At 31.5% G+C, this 21598-nt stretch carries 14 protein-coding genes and 2 tRNA genes; 12 read left to right on the top strand and 4 right to left on the bottom strand.

Going from position 1 to position 21598, the window contains the following annotated elements:
- Positions 1-24 precede the first annotated feature (24 nt).
- Positions 25-97 (top strand) — tRNA-Lys (locus ACULEU_RS04750).
- A 40-nt stretch (positions 98-137) separates the two neighbouring features.
- A tRNA-Leu gene (locus ACULEU_RS04745) sits at positions 138-220 on the top strand.
- 686 nt (positions 221-906) lie between these two features.
- On the opposite strand, the gene ACULEU_RS04740 is transcribed toward ACULEU_RS04745, so the two are convergent.
- From ACULEU_RS04740 to ACULEU_RS04730, 3 genes are all read right to left on the bottom strand, one after another.
- Complete coding sequence (locus ACULEU_RS04740) at positions 907-1449, bottom strand: helix-turn-helix domain-containing protein (protein WP_445454302.1); 543 nt, start codon at positions 1447-1449, stop codon at positions 907-909.
- A 101-nt stretch (positions 1450-1550) separates the two neighbouring features.
- Positions 1551-1970: a hypothetical protein gene (locus tag ACULEU_RS04735; protein ID WP_445454301.1), complete on the bottom strand. Its 420-nt coding sequence runs from the start codon at positions 1968-1970 to the stop codon at positions 1551-1553.
- 125 nt (positions 1971-2095) lie between these two features.
- Positions 2096-2644: a helix-turn-helix domain-containing protein gene (locus tag ACULEU_RS04730; RefSeq protein ID WP_445454300.1), complete on the bottom strand. Its 549-nt coding sequence runs from the start codon at positions 2642-2644 to the stop codon at positions 2096-2098.
- 308 nt (positions 2645-2952) lie between these two features.
- Between ACULEU_RS04730 and hsdR the strand changes: the two genes are divergently transcribed.
- Genes hsdR through ACULEU_RS04700 form a run of 6 tightly spaced genes read left to right on the top strand, consistent with a single transcriptional unit; the run spans position 2953 to position 13597 of the window.
- A complete protein-coding gene (hsdR, locus tag ACULEU_RS04725) occupies positions 2953-5310 on the top strand; it encodes an EcoAI/FtnUII family type I restriction enzme subunit R (protein WP_445454827.1) in 2358 nt (785 codons plus the stop codon).
- Complete coding sequence (locus ACULEU_RS04720; RefSeq protein WP_445454299.1) at positions 5310-6551, top strand: hypothetical protein; 1242 nt, start codon at positions 5310-5312, stop codon at positions 6549-6551. Before hsdR ends, ACULEU_RS04720 begins: the two co-directional genes overlap by 1 nt.
- On the top strand, positions 6544-7974 hold the full coding sequence (locus tag ACULEU_RS04715) for an N-6 DNA methylase (protein WP_445454298.1): 1431 nt from the start codon (positions 6544-6546) through the stop codon (positions 7972-7974). Before ACULEU_RS04720 ends, ACULEU_RS04715 begins: the two co-directional genes overlap by 8 nt.
- Position 7975: 1 nt before the next feature.
- On the top strand, positions 7976-9691 hold the full coding sequence (locus tag ACULEU_RS04710; RefSeq protein WP_445454297.1) for a restriction endonuclease subunit S: 1716 nt from the start codon (positions 7976-7978) through the stop codon (positions 9689-9691).
- Positions 9678-11570 carry an ATP-dependent nuclease gene (locus ACULEU_RS04705; RefSeq protein ID WP_445454296.1) on the top strand — a complete coding sequence of 631 codons (1893 nt, stop codon included), beginning with the start codon at positions 9678-9680 and terminating at the stop codon, positions 11568-11570. The genes ACULEU_RS04710 and ACULEU_RS04705 overlap by 14 nt, the downstream gene beginning before the upstream one ends.
- A gap of 2 nt (positions 11571-11572) precedes the next feature.
- Positions 11573-13597 (top strand): DUF2971 domain-containing protein, encoded by a 2025-nt coding sequence (locus ACULEU_RS04700; protein ID WP_445454295.1) that lies wholly within the window; start codon positions 11573-11575, stop codon positions 13595-13597.
- A gap of 117 nt (positions 13598-13714) precedes the next feature.
- Here the strand turns inward: ACULEU_RS04700 and ACULEU_RS04695 are convergent, their stop codons facing one another.
- The gene (locus tag ACULEU_RS04695; RefSeq protein ID WP_445452737.1) at positions 13715-14719 is read right to left on the bottom strand and encodes an IS110 family transposase; all 1005 of its coding nucleotides are present in this window, start codon (positions 14717-14719) and stop codon (positions 13715-13717) included.
- A gap of 844 nt (positions 14720-15563) precedes the next feature.
- Here ACULEU_RS04695 and ACULEU_RS04690 point away from each other — a divergent pair.
- The 4 genes from ACULEU_RS04690 to ACULEU_RS04675 are packed head-to-tail and all read left to right on the top strand — an operon-like array spanning position 15564 to position 21597.
- Positions 15564-17501 carry a hypothetical protein gene (locus ACULEU_RS04690; RefSeq protein ID WP_445454294.1) on the top strand — a complete coding sequence of 646 codons (1938 nt, stop codon included), beginning with the start codon at positions 15564-15566 and terminating at the stop codon, positions 17499-17501.
- Complete coding sequence (locus ACULEU_RS04685) at positions 17498-18475, top strand: hypothetical protein (protein ID WP_445454293.1); 978 nt, start codon at positions 17498-17500, stop codon at positions 18473-18475. The genes ACULEU_RS04690 and ACULEU_RS04685 overlap by 4 nt, the downstream gene beginning before the upstream one ends.
- A 4-nt stretch (positions 18476-18479) precedes the next feature.
- A complete protein-coding gene (locus ACULEU_RS04680; protein WP_445454292.1) occupies positions 18480-19544 on the top strand; it encodes a phospholipase D family protein in 1065 nt (354 codons plus the stop codon).
- 13 nt (positions 19545-19557) lie between these two features.
- Positions 19558-21597, top strand: a complete 2040-nt coding sequence (locus tag ACULEU_RS04675) for an McrB family protein (RefSeq protein ID WP_445454291.1) — start codon at positions 19558-19560, stop codon at positions 21595-21597.
- Position 21598 lies beyond the last annotated feature (1 nt).

Genomic DNA, 21598 nt, shown 5'->3' with positions numbered 1-21598 from the left:
TTTTCTCTTTATTTTGATGCTAAAGACTCGATAGCTCAGTCGGTAGAGCACATCACTTTTAATGATGGGGTCCTGGGTTCGAGCCCCAGTCGGGTCACAAAAGTTGTTCGCCACGGTGAATGACTTTTTTTGTTTTAGGCCACGTGGAGAAACGGTAGACTTGCCATCTTGAGGGGGTGGTGCTCGTAAGGGCGTGTGGGTTCAAATCCCACCGTGGTCACGAATGAATTCTTTAAATTAAAAAAAACACCAAGCTCGCTTGAGTGTTTTTTTTTGTTTAAAGGATTCTCAGCGCGGAGCGCTGTTGGGATCACCGAAGGTAATCCCTTGATTTGATAATGGTAATTGACTATTGGTTAAAAAACACCAAGCTCGCTTGAGTGTTTTTTTTTGTTTAAAGGATTCTCAGCGCGGAGCGCTGTTGGGATCACCGAAGGTAATCCCTTGATTTGATAATGGTAATTGACTATTGGTTAAAAAACACCAAGCTCGCTTGAGTGTTTTTTTTTGTTTAAAGGATTCTCAGCGCGGAGCGCTGTTGGGATCACCGAAGGTAATCCCATATAGTCGTTCCTCGTTACTACTTTTTTTGTTTAAAGGATTCTCAGCGCGGAGCGCTGTTGGAGACAAGAAGCAAGAAGCAAGAGACAAGAAGCAAGAGACAAGAAGCAAGAGACAAGAGAATAGAAGATGGAAGATGGAAGCTATTAGTGATGGTTCAAAAGAGAGCAGAGCGTCAGTTTAATTGGTGTAGACCTAACAGGTTTTTAAAACCTGTCAGGTCTAGTTTCGTATTGCTTCTCGATACATTCTACCAAACTCCAAAAAAGAGGTCACCCTCCCGGATGACCTCTTCGCATTACAATCATTAAATTTTAATTATGTCTGATAAACCAACACCAATTTTTATGCCATTTTTTTTGTATTGGCAATAACTAACTGCAATTCTTTTTCTAAATACTTTCGTTCGTATTGGAGGATTTTTAGCGCTGCTTGATAACACAGTGCTTCTTTTTTGTAAATCGATATGAAGGTTTTCGCAGTAATTATTTTTTGTAGGTCGGGTATGTACTTCGAGTTTTTATTATTTTTATAAACACTGGCAAGGAATTCATCATACTCAAATCGATAAGACTGGATTCGAATTCTGCGCGAGGCTCTTTCCATCTTTGGGATGAGCACATTTTGACCATTTTCATTGGACTTTATCCATCGCTCTAGTTGATTCCTCGAGGATAACGCCGACGGATTTGAAATAGCTTTGATGTTATAGGCCTCCATACTGTCTATATACTTTTTAAACAACACCAATAAATCCATTGCGTAACCTGGTAATGTTGCTTTGCCAAGTTCAAATTGTGAGAGCTGGTAACGGGGAACATTGAGTAACTGGGCCATCTCTTCTTGGTTGAACTTTAAGGTGCTCCTTATGCTTTTTGAGGTATTCATGACGACTATTTTTAAAGAGTTTATACGATATAACTACGCTGATTTTGGTATTAAAAACAAAAAAGCTGCCCCAACGGGCAGCCCTTTTACCATTTGAATACTTAAGCACCAGCTAGGGTAGCTCTTTGCGCTTCGACGGCTGCTATAAAAACATCCAACTGCGCAATTTCATCATCGACTCGAGCTACGTCGGATTGTTTTTGCAACAAGGCAATCACGCCATACGTTTCTCTTCGCGTTTCTAGCAGGAATTTTTTGTACTCCAACTTTGTTTGTCTTTTAATCTGATCATCCTTAACCGAACCGTCGGGTAACAGCGCAATTGTATTATTAACTGCGGTGAGCTCGGCCAACACCCCTTGTAAAATAGCATCAATCTCTAAGGAGGTTTCTGCGTATTTCACAATTAAACGTTCTTCGGCAGATTTCTTGAAAACCAAATCGGCTTTCTCTCTACCTGCCCATGTTACTAACACATCACAGTCTACTGTTTGTGTTAAACTACTAACTGAGTAATTCATAATAAAAAAATTTAAAATTAAACTATTCAGTCATTGACGAAATGTGTGCCAAAAATTCAATTTTAAGATATATTTATTATATTTTTAACAATTTTATTACCATAAAACCAATAATAATTCATTTATTATTCCTTATTCTCATTGGGCTTGGCGTCCATTTTTAGAATTTCAGCCTGAAGCAACAACTTTTCCAACTGTAGCATTTCAAGTTGTAACTTTAGTTTGAATAGTTTTTCCATGCCTTGCGATTTTAATCTTTGATGGGCTTTGTGGGCTATAGAACGCAATATAGCCGCCAAGCGATGCTCTTTGGCACTGTCTTTAGTGAAGAGAAAATCTATTAGTTGCAACACTCGCAATTGCCCGGTGCACTTCACCTCTACCCTTTCTACCTTGCGCGTGAAGGCCATTTGTTGGAATTCATTTTCGGTAAGCATGCGCTCAAGTGCCCGTTGTTTTTGTGCTTTTTGTTCCGGTCTATCAAAAAGTTTATGCATAGTCTCAGGAGCACACATGTATTGCACCATTTCGTTAAGTTGCAACTTTGCTTCCAAAGGCAAATCGCGCGTACCCGCTTCATACTTAGCCAAAATGGTTCTATCAACCTTTAAAAGTAAGGCTAAATCTTCCTGCGTAATCCCTAAAAGACTTCGCAATGTTTTCTCTTTTTTCATAAAAATGGAATTATAGTTTCACTTTAAAATCTGTCACATTTTTTTTTGTAAACGAAAAAATTGTGCCACTTTTTGTCACAAATTTTTTTTATTTGAAAATTTTGTGACAAGTTTTTTTGTGGATGTAAAAATTTTGCCCTCAAGCTTTTCTTAGGAAACACGATTTTAGTTTTACTTTTTTATTGGGAAAACGCGGTTGGACAATAAATAAAATACCGTGTTTTTCACAGGAAATTACCGTGTTTTTACGGTGGTGGTTTGGGGGATTTTTGGTATGTTTGGAGAGATAAATTATCTTTTCGACAATGATTGATAAAAAAAGCCTTTCAGAAAGAGACATCTGTTCTAAATACATCAATCCTGCAATTGAAAAAGCAGGATGGGATATGAAACGACAAGTTCGTGAAGAAGTGTTTTTTACAGATGGGAGAATTATTGTTCAAGGAAAATTATATACAAGAGGTAAGAGCAAGCGCGCTGATTATATTCTATATTATAAATCAAATATTCCTATTGCAATAATTGAAGCCAAGGACAATAATAAGCCTGTTGGCTCAGGTATGCAACAAGCATTAGAATATTCTGAGATATTGCAAATTCCTTTTGTTTTTACTTCTAATGGAGATTCATTTGTTTTTCACGACAAAACAAATACTTCAGGTGCCTTGGAAAAAGAAATTTCAATGGAGGATTTTCCTTCTCCTGAAACTTTATGGAATAAATATTTAAAACTTAATAATCTTGAAGATCCAATAGCAAAAGAAATTGTTGAAAAAGACTATCACATTGATGATAGCGGCATGTATCCTAGATATTACCAACAAAATGCAGTAAATAGAACACTTGAAGCCATTGCAAAAGGTCAAAATAAAATTATTTTGGTAATGGCAACTGGCACTGGAAAAACTTATACAGCGTTCAATATTATCTGGCGTTTGTGGAAAACAGGTGTAAAAAAGCGAATATTATTCCTTGCGGATAGAAATGCTTTACTAACTCAAACAAAAAATGGTGATTTCTCTCCTTTTGGAAATGATATCATGCATATTATAAAAAACAGAAAGATTGATAAGTCCTATCAAATTTATTTTGCATTATACCAAGGTTTAACTGGTACTGAGGAAGAAAAAAATGCCTATAAAGAGTTTAGTAAAGATTTTTTTGATTTAGTAGTTATTGATGAGTGTCACAGAGGGAGTGCTGCCGAAGCTTCAGCTTGGAGAGATGTTTTAACCTATTTTAATTCAGCAACACAAATCGGTCTAACAGCAACTCCAAAAGAAACCAAAGACGTCTCTAATATGGATTATTTTGGAAAACCTGTCTATACTTATTCATTAAAACAAGGCATTGACGATGGATTTTTAGCACCTTACAAAGTGGTTAGAATAACAACGAGTGTAGATGATGGTTGGCGACCAACAGCAGGCATGTTAGATAAATATGGAAACGAAATTAAAGACCGTATTTACAATCTAAAAGACTATGACAGAACTTTGGCTATAGACGAACGAACCGAAGTAGTTGCCAAAAAAATCACTGAATATCTTAAAGCCACAGACAGATATGCAAAAACAATAGTTTTTTGTACCGATATTGACCATGCAAATAGAATGCGCCAAGCGTTAATAAACGAAAACGCCGATTTAGTTGCCAAGCATTGGAATTACTGTGTTAAAATTACAGGCGACGATGAAGTGGGTAAACAAGAATTAGACAACTTCACCGATGTTGAAGAACGTTTCCCAGTGATTGCTACAACATCAAAAATGCTTACTACTGGAATTGATACCAAAATGGTAAAACTTATTGTCTTAGAATCCAATATACAATCGGTTACAGAATTTAAACAGATTATTGGTAGAGGAACACGAATCCGTGAAGCCGAAGGAAAAGTATACTTTACGATTATGGATTTTAGAAAAGCTACTAATATCTTTGCGCGACCAGATTTTGATGGTGACCCAGTTCAAATTTATGAACCAAAACCTGATGAGCCTGTTGTGCCTCCAGATAATCAAGATAGTCCAAATAATGAAGGTAATGGCAGCGAGCCAAAACCAACTAAACCTGACATTACTATTGGAGGTGAGCAAGATGAAATAAAAAAATACTACGTCAATGATGTACCCGTTTCTGTCGTAAACGAACGTGTTCAATATTATGGAAAAGACGGAAAATTAATCACAGAATCGTTGAAAGATTATTCCAAAAAGAATTTAGAAAAAGAATTTACATCACTAGATGATTTCATTCAAAAATGGAATAACGCTGAAAAGAAAGAAGAGTTAATCAGGGAATTGGCCGAGCATGGTATTTTATTAGAAGCATTACGTGAAGAAATTGGGCAAGAATTAGACGACTTTGATTTAATATGCCATATCGCTTTTGACCAACCTGCTTTAACTAGAAGTGAAAGAGCTAACAAAGTACGCAAACGCAATTACTTTGGGAAGTATAGTGAAACGGCTCAAAAAGTATTGAATAGTTTGTTGGATAAATACGAACAAGAAGGTATATTTTCTATAGAGCAAGGCTCTATCCTTAAAGTAAAACCACTAAATGAAATGGGGTCTCCTGTGGAATTAGTACGGGCGTTCGGAAAAAATAAAGATTTTGAATTAGCCGTCAAAGAATTAGAAAACGAAATATATAATATAGCTTAATGGATTTAAGATTAGATGTGGCATTTTACAATGAGGAAGAAAAAGAACTTCTTAAAAAGAATTATCCTTCTGAATTTGAAAAAATTAATAAAGTTGTTAAAACTGGATATATACAAGTTCCATTTGCCGACTTTAAAACTTATAGCCAAATGCAGCATAGGAATACAGAGTTGGAAAAGCTAAATTCTTTTAATGCAATACAACAAAATATAGGAGATTTATATGGGAATGTAAATTTCTATACTCATTTTGACTGTGAAACAGGAAGATTTTATTCTAGTATTCCTCATAATAATGAACAATCACATGTTTCAGAATCAATAGGATGTGGAGGGCTTTTAAGTGTTGTGGGAGCTATTTATGGTCTTACTCAGGCTGATTGGCAAAGAATAGATATTCAAGGACATAAAGATTTTGATTTTGATAGTGCAGTCATTGATGGCTTTACTAAAATGGTAGTAGTTGAAGCAAAAGGAAGTATAGTTGAAGATAATACTTTAAAGGCTAATTTGTCAAATCATAAAAGAAAAATTAAAGAAAAGAAAGAAGATGAAGACTTCAAAAATAAATATTCAAAAGGCGCAGACCTTTTAATAGGTGGAATCACTGCAATTGATGATGTTAACCATGCTAAAGTATATTTAATTGACCCTCCAATGAAGTCTGACATGTCTATGGAGTTTAAATTTAAAATTAAAATTCTTAAAAGACTCACGTATTATCTAGATTGGCTTAGTATTATTAGTTCGAGAGCATATCTTACAATCGCTCTTAAAAATAGAGTTAAAGCTATTGAAAAATTAGATAACATTGATAGCTTGAATTCACTAATGTTAGTTAATGCAAAGGATGAAGTTTTAAAAATACGTGAAACTTTTTATGAATCAAAAAGCCATATAGATGAACAAATTATGGGAAAATTATATGTTTTAAATTCGAAAAAAGCTGTTTTTATAGGGTTAAGTGCTGATCTTTGCGATTTAATAGCTATCCAGGATTTTAATGCTATTTCTAAATATAAGACAGACAGTTACATAGAGAAAAAACAAATAAATTTAAAAATCTCAAATCGAGATGCGGAAAGTTTATATTTCATTAAGAATATAGACATCAATTACAAAAAAACAAGGTCTGATTCTTTTAACTTTATAGTGGACGATGCAATTGTTTTCCAAAATTCTGCAGGAGTAAATTATTCTATACTAACATCAAAAAACAAATATTTTATACCATATGAGTAACATTACCACCAACATAAAAAGCATACGCGATATCATGCGTAAAGATACAGGAGTAGATGGAGATGCACAGCGTATTTCGCAAATGGTGTGGATGCTTTTCATGAAAATATTTTCAGATAAAGAAGAAGAATGGGAAATAACCATAGACAACTACATTTCACCAATCCCCGAAAATCTCAAATGGCAAAACTGGGCGGCCAATGATGAAGGATTAACAGGTGATTTATTAATGGAATTTATTAATAACGAATTATTTCCAGCCCTTAAAGAATTAGACATCACAATAAGCCCACAAGCACATATTATACGTTCTGTTTTTGATGATACGTATAACTACATGAAAAATGGAACCCTTTTCCGTCAAGTAATTAACGTCATAAATGAAATTGATTTTAATAATACTAAAGAACGTCATTTGTTTAATGACATTTATGAAACTATTTTAAAAGAATTGCAATCAGCCGGTTCTTCTGGAGAATATTATACTCCTAGAGCTGTTACTCAATTTATGGTGGATATGATTAACCCACAACTTGGTGAAAGCGTTTTAGACCCAGCTTGTGGAACAGGTGGTTTTTTAACCTGTACTATTGACCACTTGCGCGACCAAGTAAATAATCCTAAAGAGAGAGATATTCTCCAAAATTCCATTCGTGGAATTGAAAAAAAACCTTTACCGCATTTACTGTGTACAACCAATCTAATGCTGCATGGATTTGATTTGCCAGCTGTACGAAGAGACAATTTATTGAGTAAACCTTATGCTGATTGGGGTGCTAATGATAAACTAGACATTATTCTTACCAATCCTCCTTTTGGTGGTGTGGAAGAAGATGGAACAGAAACCAACTTTCCTCAAAAGTTTAGAACCAAAGAAACAGCCGATTTGTTTATGGCTTTAATCATAAAGTTACTTAAAAATAACGGTCGATGTGCAGTAGTATTGCCTGATGGAACCTTATTTGGAGAAGGAATGAAAACACGACTAAAAGAAGAGTTATTAGAGCGTTGTAATTTACATACAATAGTGCGCTTACCTAATGGAGTTTTTAATCCTTATACAGGTATCAAAACCAACTTATTGTTTTTTGAAAAAGGAACGTCTACAAAAGAAGTTTGGTATTTTGAACATCCTTACCCAGATGGTGTAGTAAGTTATAACAAAACAAAACCCATCAATATTAAAGAGTTTGATTTAGAAAAAGCATGGTGGAACAATAGAGAAGAAAATAAAAATGCTTGGAAAGTATCTATTGATGAAATAAAAAAAAGAGGGTATAATTTAGATATTAAAAACCCACACCAAGCCGAAGATACTTTGGCTAGCCCAGAAGTATTGCTAGAAAAATTTGAAGCTACTGAAAAGAAAATTTCTGCCATACAAAACGAAATTATAAAAGTATTAATAGAAGCCTTACAATAAGATGCAATTACTAGAACATTTTGCAAGCTTAACGCTTCACCCAAAAAATGCACAAGAACTCAAAGGCTTAATTATGCAATTGGCTATACAAGGAAAGTTAACGGCTAATTGGAGAGAAGTAAATCCTGATATTGAGACTGCTTCAGAATTATTGAAAAGAACGCAAATAGAAAAAGAACAACTTGTAAAAGATAAAATTTTAAAAAAAGAACAGTCTCTACCAGAAATAGATAATGAAGTTCCTTTTCAAATACCAATAAAATGGAAATGGGATAGTTTGGGTGCATTAGGTTCTGCTCAAACAGGAACAACACCACCAACTAAAAACCCTGAAAATTATGGAACATTTATTCCTTTTTTAGGTCCAGCAGATATTTCTAATAGTTCCATGTTGTATCCTGAAGAAGGACTTTCAGAAGCAGGTTTGAAAAAAGGAAGATTAATAGAATCGAATTCTTTAATGATGGTGTGTATTGGAGGAAGTATGGGCAAATGTAATATTAATAGAAAAGACGTAAGTTGTAATCAACAAATAAATATTTTAACACCTATTTTTTCGCTTGTTGAATACGTGAAAATAGTCTGTCAATCTCCTTATTTTCAAAATGAAGTTTGGAACAGGTCTACAGGTTCTGCAACTCCAATGATTAATAAAAATAAATGGTTGCAAATTCCTGTTTCTATTCCTCCACTTGAAGAACAAAATGAAATAGTTAGAGTTGTTGAAATACTATTTAAAGAAGTAGAACAATTAGAACAATTTACGGTTGAGCGAATTAGATTAAAAGAAGAGTATGTGAGTTCTGCCTTACAGCAATTAATTACTCAAAATACTCAAAAAGAATGGCAGTCATTACAACAACATTTTAAAGATTTCGTTACAGAAAAAAGCACCATTAAAAAATTACGAGAAACCGTTTTACAATTGGCCGTTCAAGGAAAACTTACAGCTTATTGGAGAACAAAAAACACTTCAGTTGAACATGCAACCGAATTCCTAAAACGCATTCAAAAAGAGAAAGCCCAACTCATTAAAGAAAAAAAAATTAAAAAGGAAAGTCCACTACCTACTATTTCAAAAGAGGAGATTCCATATGAGCTTCCTGAAGGTTGGGTTTGGTGTCGTCTCAATGATTTAGGAATTATTGGTTCAAGTTCTAGAGTTCACCAAAAAGATTGGCAATCCAAAGGAGTACCTTTCTACAGGGCTAGAGAGATTGTTAAACTTTCAAAATTTGGATATGTGGATAACGACCTATTTATTACTGAGGAATTATTTAATAAATTTAAAGAGAATGGATCTGTCCCTGAGTTAAATGACGTAATGATAACCGGAGTAGGGACAATAGGGATTCCTTACATTGTTAATAAAGAAGACAGGTTTTATTTTAAAGATGCAAGTGTTTTGATTTTTAAAAATATATTCAATTTATATTCTGACTATTTAAACCTGTTTTTCAGTTGCCAATATTGGAAAAATGAAATTCATAAAGATAGTATGGGAACAACAGTCCATACTCTTACAATTTCAAGAGCTAAATTAGTTCCAACTATTTTGCCTCCAAGTGAAGAGCAAAAAGCAATAGTTGAAAAAGTAAATGCTTTAATGAGCTTATGTGATGCGTTGGAGCAAGAAGTAGAACAAAGTAAAGTTCATAGTGAGCAATTGATGCAAAGTGTTTTGAGGGAGGTTTTTGAAACAAATGCAACAAACTAAAATGAGACTAAAACACATACATATAAGCGAGTATAAAAACTTAAAAGACTTTTCTCTAGATTTTGATAATGATAGTTTTATTGATGTTTTTATTGGTAAGAATGGTACCGGAAAATCTAATTTATTTGAAGCTTTACTAGAAATATTTAAGCAATTATTTGAAGACGAATATGAGGTAGATTTTGATTTTAAATTAAAATATGAATTAAAGGATGAAGTTGTTTTCATTGGATGGAAATGGGCTGAAAGTAAATGGATAGATGAAGATAAAAAAGAAGTAAAGAAAATAGGAAAAGAATCTCTGCCTGATAATATACTTATTTATTATTCGGGGCATAATGATAAAATTACAGAGTTAGTAGAAACGTACGAAAGTAATTTTAAAAAAAGTTTAAAAGAAGCTAACGAAGGAGATACAAGAAAATTTATTGGTATAGGAAAGGAATATAAAGCCTTATTACTAAGCATCCTTTTATTGCAGCCAAATGAGTGTAAAGCAAAACAATTTATTGTAAGGAAACTGGGTATAAAAACTATAGACAATCAAGTAAAAATTACTTTAAAGCGACCATATTATGCCAGAAAAAAAGGCTATGATATAGACTTAGTACAATCAGAAACTAGATTTTGGAAAGCCCAAGGAATTACTCAAGGATTCTTAGATAAATTAGGTACTGTTAAAATTGGTGAACAAAAAGAAAAAGGAAGAGCTCGTAATGAAGGCTATATTAATAAAGAGGATTATCAAGATGAATTTATAATGTATCTTGATATTGCAGATTTTCAAAATAAATTTATAGGAGCTACTGCACAAGATGTTTTTAGAGATTTTGATAACTTAAAAACTATCGAAATGCTAGATGATATTTCTATAGAGTTAGAACTTTTAGATGGTTCTAAAATTGGAGTCGATAAATTTAGTGATGGTCAATTTCAATCGGTATACATTTACTCTATAATGGAACTTTTTAAAGATAGAAATTGCATTACGTTTTTAGACGAGCCAGATTCTTTTTTACATCCTGAATGGCAGTTTGATTTTTTAAAACAAATCTTTGAAATAACAGATGTACAATCTGTTAATAATCATGTATTGTTAACTACACATAGTCCATCAACTTTAACTTCATATAAAGAAGCATATCTCAACATTTTTGAGATTAGTGACGATAATAAAGTAATCTGTCAAAAAATGATAAAGGCTGAAGTAATTCATTCGCTTTCAGCAGGTTTGATTTCACTAACAGAGAATGAGGCTAAATTAAACATTAATCATTTTTTAAATAATACAAGCGGTGCAGTGCTTTTTACAGAAGGTATCACAGATGAAATGATTATTGAATCAGCTTGGGATAAACTCTATCCTGGAACTAAGCCCAATTTTGAAATACAAAATGCCTTTTCTTGTGGGTTCTTAAGAAATCTTGTAAAAGATGAATCATTATATAACAGTAATCCTAATAGAATTTTTTTCTCTTTATTTGATTTTGATGAAGCTTATGGTGATTGGAATCAATTAGGTGCTGACATAGAAATTAATCCATTAAACTGCTTGACCAAAAAATATAAAACTTTTGAATCTTATGCGATGTTATTGCCTGTTCCTGATATCGAAAATATTTCAAAGCAGGTCTTAAATCCACATACTGGAGGAAATTATGGCAAAAACTCATTACTAACAATAGAATTATTATTTTCAGAAGTCCCAGGATTGGAAAATCATTTTGCTATTGATACTCAAAGAACAGATGGCTTTAGAAAATTTCAAGGTGATAAAGTAACATTTGCTCGGGACATTGTGCCAAATATTGATGTACAATATTTTCAAGTTTTTCGACCAATATTTGATTTCATTGAGATTAAAACACCTAATCCTTAATTATGGAACTACAACCAAGCCAAGTAGATATAAAATTAGCTGCATTTCATAACTCATGGAGTTTAGAACGTATTCAAAACATGACATTAGAAGAGTACGCGGATTTAAGTAATCATGATTCTTTATGTTATTGGTTAGAATATGGTACAAGGGAGTTGGGAGCTATTGGTGGAATTGCTTTACACAAATTTGAAATATGGAAAACCAGATCTAATGTTATATTAAAAAACCGTTATATACTTGAAAATGGATATTATTACAACGCTAAATTTGGAAACAATTTAGAAGAAGCTTTCAACACATTAAAGAAAAAAGTTGAAGCAATTGTACTTAGTGCGGGAAAACCTGACTTGGAAGAAATAGAAAGTATACAATTTAATGCTATCGTTAAATGGAAAATTGCATTTATTTTTTCAAATAAAAAGACTTTACCAGTTTATAGTAAACGTGCATTGATTGCCATTGCAAGAGGTGTTGGTAAAAAAGAGTTCCTAAATTCAACAACTATTGCTACGCTACAGCGATTTATTATATCTTTTAAACCAGACAACGAGTCGTTAGAAAATTTTTCGTTTAAAAATTATGTCTTCTTTGCAGAGAAAAACAAAATAAATACAGAAAGTTTTTCTGTCGATATGAAAGACAAGAATAGTTCGTTGTTGGAAGATGTCGTATTAAGGCTTAATAGCTCTCTAAATTCGAGTAAAAGTAAATTTACGTTTGATACAGAAGTTCAGGATAAAAATGAAGTCACTAAAAATTTTTACACCTATGATATCATAATAAAAAGGCAAAATTTGCCTATTGCAGTTGTAGAAATAAAAAAAAATGACTCTTTGTTTGATGATGCATTGTCACAAGCTAAACAATTTCCAATAAATTGCCGATATATATTAATTACAAATGGGTTACATCTACTTGCTTATGATAGGCAAAAAGAATATACAATCTCAAAAGATTATAATTTTGAATTGCTATTGGACTTATTTGCAAAAAAATTAGATTCTTCAGAAACAGATGAGCTAAAATCAAAATACGCTCACGCCCTTTTTTCATTTCTAGCTGAGTTTAATCCGACGACTTCAGTTTATAAAAGAAGTGTGGATAAATCTTTTGACTTTAGTGTTGAAACAATATTAGACAATATAGATTTTGATATAGATAAAAGTGTAATCAGTTTTAAATCTCAAAACAAAAAGGCGAATCAGGTTGAGGCGAAAATATTTGACTATTTACTTCCCGATATTGAGAGAAATAAAAATGGCAAAAAAAAATCCATCTATAGATATACAACATTAGAAACTTTATATAAAATTATTGATAACAGAAAATACAGGATAAATGGAATAAGAGGAATGAATGACCCAAGTGATGGAATATTCATTGATAAAATTATGACACCTTATTCTGATTTTGAGGATGAAAATACAGTAAAAGATTTAAATAAAAAATTTGTAAGTAGTTGCTCTTTAAGCTCAGATGATTTGACTATGTGGCGTTTGTATGGAGATAATAGTAAGGGTGTTTGCATTGAACTAGAACTTACAGAGTCTGAGATTGCATCTAGTTTTTACATTAAAGAAATTATATATGTCCATAATCAATATAATGAGGTAATCCAGCTATTTAAAAGTGTTTTTGAGTATTTTATTGACAAGGGTATTACGTTTAAATTTAAGTGGTTTGATGCATTTAAATTATTCTTTAAATCTGACGATTATAAAGTCGAGAAGGAAGTACGGTTGCTATTTGTAAACGACGATAATTATGAAAGAAAATGGATGATTGCAAGTCCGTTTGGAATTTTAAATCCATATGTAGAATTTGATATTTTGGTGACAGATGAAAATGAACAATATAAGCCCAATAGTAATTTACCTTTTAGAATTAAGCAAATTATTCTAGGCCCCAATTGTCCATTTAAAGTTAAGAACATTGGTCAAATCAAAGATTTACTAAACGAAAAACAATTTCATAATGTAACAGTCATTCCCTCAAAGATCAAATCTGATACATATATTGTTTAAGTGTCCTAGATTAACATTGCCAAAGCAACTTTAAAGCATTAATCTTATCACTGCTATCAAAATCACTCTCCCCGCTACCGCATTCTATGATAAAAAACAAATTATAAATGTTAATTTTTAGGATGCAAATTTATAAGTATTAATATAGGGCGTTTCTCTGTTAATAACAGCAAAAACTCTGCTAATAAGTTTGCATCTAATATTGTTTAAAACAAGCATTGAGTTTTTACCTTCAGCTTTTTTCTTAATGTAATATTCTTTTAACTGAGGATCATATTTTAATGATGTCATAGCACACATCTGCAATAGCGACTTCATTTTTTTATCTGCCATATGATTTACTTTTGTCCTACCTTTGATACTAGAACCAGAGCTATATTCAAAAGGAGCAACTCCTGAATAACATGCAAATTGTCTCCAATTTTTAAATGCAGTAAATCCTTTTGTTGCTATAATAAAATAAAGACTTGTTTGCTCTCCAACACCTGGAATAGACTTAATCAGTTTGGATTGTTTATCTAATTGCTGATTAGATTTAATAATTTCTTTAATTCTTTTCTCTATTTTACTGATAGCCTTCTTAATATTATTTACCAAAGAATTATTTATTATACAGACTTCGTTGTAAATTTCTTTGCTCATAAATTCACTATTTTCTTTAGTTGTTTCCATCAACAATAATGATTTAAGAGCTTTTTCTCGCTCTGCATAAAGCATCTTTAATTTTTGAATGTCAATTTCAGCTAATGTGTATAGTTTTAATTTGTCAACATTTCTAAGGCTGTAAAATGAAATATCCTTAGCATCTGTTTTATCGTTTTTTCCTCTTGATATTCCTTTTGATCGTTTGATTTCAATTGCCGGAACAATCCACAAATCCAACTGTAAACCTAACAAAGTATAGCTTAAATGATTGGTGTAAATACCTGTGTTTTCACAACAAAATAAAGTGTTATTTATTTCAATTTTTTGCTTAATGAGTTTCTTTATAAAATCCTTGATTGATTTTGGATTATTATCAATCACAAAATGCTCTGATTGTAAGGTTTGAGAATTTAAAAGATTTACATCTAACTTTGATTTTGAAATGTCAACACCTAAATGAAATAAATAATTTTTCATAGCTTTGAATTTAGAAGATTAAAAAATGTTGAACTTCTTTAGAGCCTTTATTAGACCTCTACGTCTATCATTCTATTTGAAGCAATTCAACGGGTTCAAGGAGAAGGCAGAGGACTAATGCGGTAGTTAAGTCTCAAGCTTAGCGCGAATCAAAGTTCACCTCTGCTTTCCTTTGAAAAAGATACTACTTTTTATCTAATGCAAAGTAAAGGCGCGAATCCTTTCGCGTGGTACTTAAAACTCAATAGCATCCTAAAAGCATGTTTAGACGCACTCGTTTTATTGTTACTAAACTCAGCGAAATGTTGTCACATTTTTTACGCACAAAAAAATTTTGTGACAAAAACTGTCACAATTTTTTCAAAACGATTTTTTTTGTGACAACTTTTTTATTTTGCTTCATCTTTTCAATATCTCAAAATACCCAGTCTTTGGAATCGACAGTATTAGTTCCGTTCTAGCGCTGCGCTTCTTTGCGTATCTTTCCCGAAATTATTTAAAACATCAAACAACCTTCTAACAATACAGAATTCATTTATTTATTAAAACGCTTTATTAAAAAAACAAATAAAGTTCTTTAAATAATGACTTTTTAAATTAATTTCCTACTTTAGCAGAAGCTCGAATAAACAAATACCACAAAGTTTTATTGAAGTTGAGAGAACTGCTTTAGCCAATTATGTTGGTTATGGTAATGTGTTGTGCTTTTTAGAAGCATAAGAAAAATCCAAAAACTCGTAACCCTTCGGGATAGGTTGTTGCTTGGTCAGGTTAGTGTTGGGGAAATTGAGGAGAAGTTAGGGATGGTTACGGAGGAAAACGTTGAATATAAAAAGATTTAGTTATGAGATTGGCGGCACTCTTTATTGAAAACCATGATTATGAATTTGGAGGATATACTTTAAACTTCGGCGGTAATTACTATTATGATGTAAAGTTCGGAGATGGTAACACTAAAATTACAAGAACTAAAAATGACAATTTCATTGATAATTTTTTTGATGAAACAGGCACTATAACTAATGTGTCAGCAATTGTTGGTAATAATGGTAGTGGAAAGACCTCTACAATTTATGATGCGTTAAGAGTTTTAAATGAAACTTATCAAAAAGGAATTGCTTTTTGGGAAGAGGATAAATTAACTTATATTGATCATTATAATACTAGCCTACCAAAAATTATACTTGAAGGTGTCTGGGAGTCAGGTTTTAAATCAATAGACAAGGAAGTTGGCACTATTTATTATTCACCATATTTAGACCACAAGTCAGATGCGTTCGGTATAGATATTAGTGCAGATAGGTATTTAAGGGAAGACTTAATAAACCTAGATTCAACTTTTGATGCTAGCAATAAAGTAGTTATTTCTGATCGTTTAAAAAGAGCAGACTACAAAAGATTTATTAGTTTTCAGAAATCAAAGTTTTCAGAAAAAATAAAAAATAAATATGGCCTCTTCAACGACGATATGTATCGAGTCGTGTTTACAAGACACAAAATAGATGCCGATACAAAAGATGGAGTTAATTTTGAAAATACACCCACTGATTTTCAAAACTTTTTGAATAATCTTTTTTTTCAGATTCGTGAAGAGTATGCTTCGTTTGATAGATATGTAGCATCAGATAAAGAAAGATATGAATTGAATAAAAAACAATTCAAAAATATTTTATTGATGGATGTTTTTTGCCTTTTAGTGACGTTGATGGAAAGACAAAATACTTTTCTACAAGAAGGGCATTTTATCTATAAAGAAAAACTATCTGAATTTTTAAAAACAAATCCAGATGCCACAACAAAATTAAAATATTGGTTAAGTAATTATTATTATTCCAAATGGGATAAAAACCCTCTTCCAGATAAAGAAATAATTGAAATCTTAGATTTTTTGTATAATTATATTGATAATCTAAATTTTTCAAAAAAAGGCAATCATTTAAATTGGTCTTCAATGTCACTTTTTTTTAATGAAGAAAAGCTAAATGAATTGTTGGATTTAAATGAAAGTTTATTAATTGCACTTAATAAATATTATTTACAAAAAGAAAGTGATCAAACATATGAAGTTAATTCTATAAGCGATTTACAGCATTTTGTAAGTGTTGAGTTTGCAGACAGGAGGTTAAGTTCGGGTGAAACCGCTCTTCTTAATTTATACAGTAGAGTATACGATTACTTTTCACGGTTTATCATTAACTACCAAGTTATCCAAAAGAAAGAATATTATATTTTATTTCTTGATGAAGCGGATCTAGGTTATCATCCTAAATGGAAAAGGTCATTTGTAAACTCTATAATTGAGTTCTCCAGTGATTTTTTTTCAAATTTGGGTGTAAAAGTTCAAATTGTTTTTACTTCACATGATGCAATATCGTTGAGTGATATACCAAGCACAAATGTTATATATCTACATACAAGCAGCCCCAATAGGGTTCTAAATCAAGATAGTGAACTAAGACCCAAAACAACTTTTGCTGCTAATGTAAATGACTTGTTAGGACAATCATTCTTTTTAGAAGATTTACTAATAGGTGATTTTGCTAATTCGAAAATTGAATTTGTTATAAATTGGATTAATACCAATAGAAATAAAAAAGGAGATTTTAACAGAGATGAATTTAATACTGTAAAAAAAATAATCAATATTATAGAAGAACCAGTTTTGAGAAACAAATTAGCAGATATGTTAAGTGATGTTGAAATTGATGATCAGTTTATTCAAAATATTATTTCAAAACAAACTGAATACTTAAGAGATATTTTAAAAAGAAAAAAAACATGATTTTTCTTGACCCACATGAACCAAAAATTGTTGATGCAAAACAGGAGCATTTAGATAAATTATTGCCAATTGTTATAGCTAAAGTTAACGCTCTCCCAGCAGGTGAGTTAAAAAGTTTTTTAAATGATTTAAGGGTTAAAAATATCTTATCTGATTTACCTGAAAAATTAGAATACCACCACATAGATTGGCTTAATAATATTACAGGAATAAGTTTAGCCGAGTGGGAAGACTATCTTGTTGCAAAAAGTAAAAGAAATAAATCAGCTATTCAAATTGCTTTAGTGGCAAAATATGAGACAATATTGGCTGAAATAAATGCTGTCTTTAAATATGAAGGAGGATTTGAAAGAAAAACATCTGCATATTCAACTTATGATTTAGCTTATAATTTGAATATAAATACTTGTGTTTATTGTAATAGAATATACACAAAGACAGTTATTAATCCTCACAAGATAACTAGGCCAGAATTTGATCATTGGTACCCAAAAAGTATATATCCTATATTAGCTTTATCATTTTACAATTTAATACCAAGCTGTCATATCTGTAATAGTAGTGTTAAGTCATCAACTAAAATGAATACTACTGATTTCTTACACCCTTATATTCCTGAAAATATAGATTTAAAGTTCAGCTATTGGATTGAGGATGTTAATAAATACATGTTTCACATTAAAAGACCATTTCCATCTAAAGAACATAATACAATAATAGCATTTAAAATTGAAGAGATTTATGAAACACACAGAGATGAAATTAATGACTTAGTTAGATTAAGGAGGTTATATTCAATAGATTATTTACTTAAACTTAAAAGTCTTTTGAAAACAGTTGATGGAAATGTATCAATGGAAGAAATTTATAGATTAGCTTTTGGAACTCATTACAATGAGGAAAAATTTTCCAAAAGACCTTTGAGTAAGATGAAAAAAGATATATTAGAAGAATTAGGTATGATATTAAAATAAAAACATGAACATAATCAATAATAGAACATTCGATAACCATGAATCTTTTCTCTTAAAAAGTTTTAAGGATTCTGACGAGGCTATAATTATAAGTCCATTTTTATCTAAATCATTTAAATTCATTGAGTTTAATAAAACTAAACATCTAAATAAAATAACTTTAATCACTACCTTAAAAAAAGATTATAAAGACCAGCAATGCAAGATTAATTTCTTTAAGAATCTTTTTGAATTTGGAAAAAAAGAGTCTATAGCGATTGAAATATTTATAGATAATTCATTGCACGGGAAGATTTATATATTTAAAAAAGGTCATCAATATATAAAGGGAATTATCACTTCAGCAAATTTTACACGCAACGGATTAAAAATGAACAATGAATGGGGAATTGAAATAAATGATACTATTAGAATTGAAGAAATTGCTAATGATTTGATTTCGAATATAGTTTTAGAACCTATTACTGAGCCTATATTAAAAAAAATAGAAGCTAAATTTAATACCATTCCCCCACCTAAGGTAATAGTTTCGGACTCTATTGATTTAGTAAAAGCACTAAACCTTAAAACCAATCCTTTAAATGTGCTTGAAACCGCTAATTATTGGTTAAAACCAATTGGATCAACCGAAGATTTAATAAGTATTACTGATAAATTTTCGGACACTGAAAAGGATTTATTTTTCGCTGTGAAGCCAAGGGGTGTAAAAATTGGAGATATATTGATAGCCTACGCAGTAGGATATAAAAAAATATTATCAATCTACCGTGTTTCTTCTAAGTTTCAAACAACAACTAATCCGACCGATAGATGGAAGTATTATATTCAAGGTGAAAATTTAACCCGTTTTTATGGTAATGAATGGAGTGATTATAACATCCATATCTCGGATGAGAGGGAGTTTTTTGTTAAAAAATTTAAGTTAAATGCGACGCCAAGCGGGAAAAACTCCTATGGTAGTTTACAACAAGGAGCGGATAAACTAAAGATTACAAATGAATTTGGAAACTATTTGATAAAAAAAATAGTTGCTATAAATAAAGAAATTTCATTTAGAGATGATAATTAATTAAGATGAAAATATGTTACTAAACTACAAAGACTACGAAAAGAAAGTATACGATTGGTTAATGGCCAAGCATCAAAAAGATAATTCTTTTACTTTTTCATTACGACAAAAAGGTTCCAAAGGAGCTGAGACCGATTATTTTATTGGTACTGAAAAGTCGAATTACTTCTCTACTACTTTTTGGTATTTACCAGTTGCATTTCCGGGTTCATCGGGTGATTGCTTGACTTTATTGTTTGAGTATACTAAAACAGGCTATCATTATTTCTTTGAGTTTACACAAACCAAAACACCACATAATGACCAAAATAAAGCTGCTTTGAAATTGGTTGAACTATTACAACCCGCATTGAAAACGGCAATTGGTTTTAAGCGTGAACCTACAGCTGCCAATAAAATGTTTACGCTACGAACAAAAACACCCAAGAACAGTTATGACACTTTAGAGGAAATGTTTGAGGATATTGAAAATGAGCTTGATTTAATTTTTTCAGTTGTAGATTTAGCGATAGCCAAAGTGAAACATGCCTATCCGGAGTTTAAGGCTAACCGTTTAACAGTTAACGAGTTTGAAGCTATCAATCAGAAGTTTGTAGAGCGTATAGAGCGTTTTGAAAATCAAGTTAATGCATTTGAATTAATGGACAACGCCATTGAGGAAGTTGCCGACGGCGAAGTGATTAAAAATTTACATACATTAAACCAAATTCTTTATGGCCCTCCAGGAACTGGAAAGACTTATACCACTATTAACAAGTCATTATCAATCATTGAAAACAAATCTGAAGAAGAATTAAAAAATGAAGATAGAAAGGATATAAAAATACGTTTTGACCAATACATTAAAGATGGTAGAATTGTATTTACAACATTCCATCAAAGCATGAGTTATGAGGATTTTATTGAAGGGATAAAACCTAAAGTAGATGAAAATGAAGAAGGGGAAAAACAAGTGATTTACGATGTTGAAAATGGGATGTTTAAGCAATTGGTAGAAAATGCTAAAAAAACTAATAAAGCAACAACAAAAACTCAAGAAGTATATACGTTTGATGATGGTTGGGATGATTTAGTTAATGAAGCTAATAAACAAATAGAAGCAAAAAATCCTTTGTTTTTATCTATTCAAACTCCCAAACTGGGATTGAATATAGTAGATATTTCGGGTGGTGGGAATTTAAAGTTAAAGCCTATTTACTCTGAACAGGCAAAGGAATATACGGTATCCTACTCAAGAGCCAAAAAGTTACAGGCCGCGTTTCCAGATTTGAACGTCATTAAAAACATTGATAAAGAATTCAGGGGCGTGATTGGAGGTTCAAACTCAACAGCCTATTGGTCGGTATTGAATTATATCAACAAAAAAATAAAAGACCATAAAAAACCAGAAGCAAAGGAAAACCTAGCGCCTGCACTGCCCTACGTTCTTATCATAGACGAAATTAATAGAGGTAATGTTTCTCAAATCTTTGGCGAACTGATAACCCTAATTGAAGAAGATAAAAGAATAGGAAAAGATGAAGCATTAGAAGTTATTTTACCTTATAGTAATGAAAAATTTGGTGTACCACCAAACTTATATATCATAGGCACTATGAATACTGCTGATCGCAGTGTTGAAGCTTTGGATACTGCACTAAGAAGAAGATTTACTTTTAAAGAATTAATGCCAGACAGTACAATACTAGAGAAAAAAGATTTTTCCGATTTCAAAAGAAAAGAAATCATGGAAAAAATAAATAACCGAATTGAGTTACTATTAGACCGAAATCATACATTAGGACACGCTTATTTTATAAAAGATAACTTTAAAAACTCATTTGAAAATGAAATTATTCCGTTACTACAGGAATACTTTTATAATGATTATGGGAAAATAGGTTTGGTTTTAGGTAAAGGATTTGTACAAGACAAAACCATAACAAAATCTAGTGATAAAAACATTTTTGCTGATTTTGAAACTAAGAATGAAGTAGACATAGCAAAGGCCTATGAGTTAATTCCATTTAAAGAGGTTGATTTTGAAGCGGCGATACAAACCTTATTAGCCTAGG

It is taken from the genome of Flavobacterium sp. 25HG05S-40, from assembly GCF_052654735.1.
This window is presented reverse-complemented; position numbering and strand designations above follow the sequence as displayed.